This window comes from Vibrio sp. V43_P6S15P86 (assembly GCF_009904725.1).
Classification (GTDB): Bacteria; Pseudomonadota; Gammaproteobacteria; order Enterobacterales; family Vibrionaceae; genus Vibrio; species Vibrio diabolicus.
Genome location: NZ_WXWT01000444.1, coordinates 1 through 3,203, shown reverse-complemented (window position 1 = coordinate 3,203; position 3,203 = coordinate 1). Strand labels below are relative to the sequence as shown.

At 43.5% G+C, this 3,203-nt stretch carries 3 protein-coding genes; 1 reads left to right on the top strand and 2 read right to left on the bottom strand.

Annotated features, from left to right (window positions below):
• Positions 1–214 precede the first annotated feature (214 nt).
• A complete protein-coding gene (asd, locus tag CAG69_RS19895; RefSeq protein ID WP_005396526.1) occupies positions 215–1,330 on the top strand; it encodes an aspartate-semialdehyde dehydrogenase in 1,116 nt (371 codons plus the stop codon).
• A gap of 55 nt (positions 1,331–1,385) precedes the next feature.
• Here asd and CAG69_RS19890 read toward each other — a convergent pair whose 3' ends face one another.
• The gene (locus CAG69_RS19890; RefSeq protein WP_005396527.1) at positions 1,386–2,249 is read right to left on the bottom strand and encodes an ion transporter; all 864 of its coding nucleotides are present in this window, start codon (positions 2,247–2,249) and stop codon (positions 1,386–1,388) included.
• A gap of 35 nt (positions 2,250–2,284) precedes the next feature.
• The gene (locus CAG69_RS19885; protein WP_005396528.1) at positions 2,285–2,923 is read right to left on the bottom strand and encodes a YchE family NAAT transporter; all 639 of its coding nucleotides are present in this window, start codon (positions 2,921–2,923) and stop codon (positions 2,285–2,287) included.
• Positions 2,924–3,203: the final 280 nt, after the last annotated feature.

Here is a 3,203-nt window from a genome sequence, read left to right as displayed (position 1 = left end):
TTATCACTGAGTGGTAAGACCAATTTGGAGTAACAGGGCTTTCCCTACTTGAAAAATGGCCGAAATCGCAAACCAAACACTAAAAAATCTCGTTTAACACGAATTTTCATAGGAAAAGGTTAAAAAATAGGCTTATTTACAAAATAGGGGTTGAGATTTTGATGCGAAAAATTAACTATGGGGTAGGTTTTTTAATACATGGAGAGTTAATACGATGAGAGTTGGTTTAGTTGGTTGGCGCGGTATGGTTGGTTCAGTCCTTATGCAGCGTATGGTTGAAGAGAAAGACTTCGACCTAATCGAACCAGTATTCTACAGTACTTCTCAAGTTGGTATTCCTGCTCCTAACTTAGGAAAAGACGCAGGCTTACTGCAAGACGCGTATGATATTGAAAGCTTAAAACAGCTTGATGCGGTAATTACATGTCAAGGTGGTAGCTACACAGAAAAAGTTTACCCAGCACTTCGACAAGCCGGTTGGAAAGGCTACTGGATTGACGCAGCATCTACGTTACGTATGGCGGAAGATTCCATCATCACGCTTGATCCTGTGAACTTAAAGCAAATCCAACAAGGCATCCACGGTGGCACGAACACATTTGTTGGTGGTAACTGTACGGTTAGTTTAATGCTAATGGGTCTAGGTGGCTTATTCGAAAAAGGCCTTGTTGAGTGGACAAGCGCAATGACATACCAAGCCGCTTCTGGTGCTGGCGCGCAAAACATGCGTGAACTGATCTCGCAAATGGGCGTTATCAATGACTCTGTAAGTTCCGAACTTGCAAACCCATCAAGCTCTATCCTAGATATTGATAAAAAAGTTGCAGACACAATGCGCAGCGGTTCTTTCCCTACCGATAAATTCGGTGTACCACTAGCTGGCTCGCTTATTCCGTGGATCGATGTGAAACGTGATAACGGTCAGAGTAAAGAAGAGTGGAAAGCGGGCGCAGAGGCAAACAAAATTTTGGGCTCACAAAGCTCGCCTGTGCCAATCGATGGTACTTGTGTCCGTATTGGTGCGATGCGCTGTCACTCTCAAGCACTCACTATCAAGCTTAAGCAAAATGTCCCAATGGATGAAATCGAAGAAATCATCGCCACTCATAATGACTGGGTTAAAGTGATTCCTAACGATCGTGACATTACTGCGCAAGAACTTACACCTGCAAAAGTAACAGGCACTATGTCCGTACCAGTAGGTCGTCTACGTAAGATGGCAATGGGTGATGACTTCCTAAATGCTTTCACTGTTGGTGACCAACTACTTTGGGGCGCAGCAGAACCATTGCGTCGTACGTTACGCATTATTCTTTCTGAGAAAGCATAATCACATCAACCTTTGTTTGATGACAAAATAAAAGAGCTCCCTAGGGAGCTCTTTTTTATGCTTCGTCTTCTCCACGAACAACGCGTTTGTCAGGATCGGCCAGTTCACTACCACAGTGTTTACAGTAAGTCGCATCAGAGTCGTGCCCGGCGTGAGAACAGTTAGGACACTTCACTAATACTTTGTGCGATTGCATTTCTTGGTGAAGCTCTGCTGTGAAAATACCAGTAGGGACCGCCAAAATTGAATAACCCAACAACATGGTGAGTGAGGCAAGTCCTTTTCCGAGATCTGTTTGAGGTACCAAGTCACCATATCCAACCGTTGTGATGGTCACAATAGCCCAATAAATACTTTTCGGAATGCTAGTAAATCCGTTTTCAGGCCCCTCAATGACAAAAATCAGTGACCCAAAGATCGTGACCATAATGGCGACAGAGCTAAAGAAGATAAAAATCTTTCTGCGCGCCATCAGTAGAGAGCGTAAGAGGATGTTGGACTCTTGAAGATAGCGGACCAACTTGAGTATGCGGAATATTCGCATGACTCGTAGTGCTCTTATTACACCCATAAAGGAGGCAGAAGGGAAAAACAGTGCTAAGTAAGTAGGTAATATCGCGAGTAAATCAACGACGCCATAAAAGCTTTTCGCATAGGCGGCTGGTTTTGGAGAGCAATAAAGCCGGAGAAAATACTCAATAGTGAATAAACCGGTAAAAGTGTACTCCAAGTATTTCAGCTCTTTTGCCCACTCGGCGCGTACGGATGGTATTGAGTCTAATACCAGCACGATTAGAGAACTGATAATCGCGATAATGAGTGCAATATCGAAGGTTCGACCAGCTTTGGTATGAGTACCAAAAATGGTGACATAAAGAGTATGTTTGAGAGAGTCAGTCGTCATGACAAAGCGATCCATTGTTGAATCGCTCTATCATACAATTTTATAGAAACTCAGGCTAATCCTGGAAATAAGTTGCGTAAACCATTGGCGATAAACTCAATACCCAATGCGCCTAATATCAAACCCATGATACGGGTAATGACGTTGATACCAGTTTGGCCCAAAAATCGCACGATCAGTGGGGCAGAGCGGAACAACAGCCACGAGCATAGACAGAACAAGCCAATTGTAATGCTGATGCCTACCGTATCAAACATGCTTGGGTAGCGTGCACCGTAAACAATAGTCGAACTGATTGCGCCTGGTCCTGCCATTAGCGGCATCGCAAGAGGAACAACACCGATCTGCTCGCGACTCACGTATTCTGATTTTTCCTGTTTGTTTTGTTTATCTTCCCCCAGTTTACCGCTCATCATCGAGAACGCGATGCTAAGCAGCAGTAGCCCACCTGCAACACGAAACGAATCCAGAGAAATGCTGAACATATCTAATAGTAACTGGCCAGCAAAGAGCGAAATGATCAGGATGATCGCAACAGCCACGTTCGCTGTGGTTGCCGTATTGCGCTTTTCGTCTGGTGTCATATGTCCGGTTAGTGACACAAACACAGGCATGATACCAACAGGGTTTACTGCGGCGACCAAACCAAGAAAAAACTGCAAGAAGATAGCAAGTTCAAAAGTTTGCATGTTGCGTACTCATTAAAGTTCACATTAGTGAAAAGGAGAAGGGGTAATTTGGGCGTAATGTAAGGCAAAAGTTGGGTTGGAAGAAATGAAAAAAACTAACGCATTTCCTACTGTTTTAGTGAGAAAAACTAATTCTTTAATAAACTGTATCTAATCTGGAAAAGAATTGTTGCGTATAAAGTTGCTGTCAAAGCGTGCTGTTTTACATAAACGTTAACACTCGCACACTTTTGATAAAAACTAAGGTGGTTTGTAGAGAGATGTATTCGGTTCGATATAC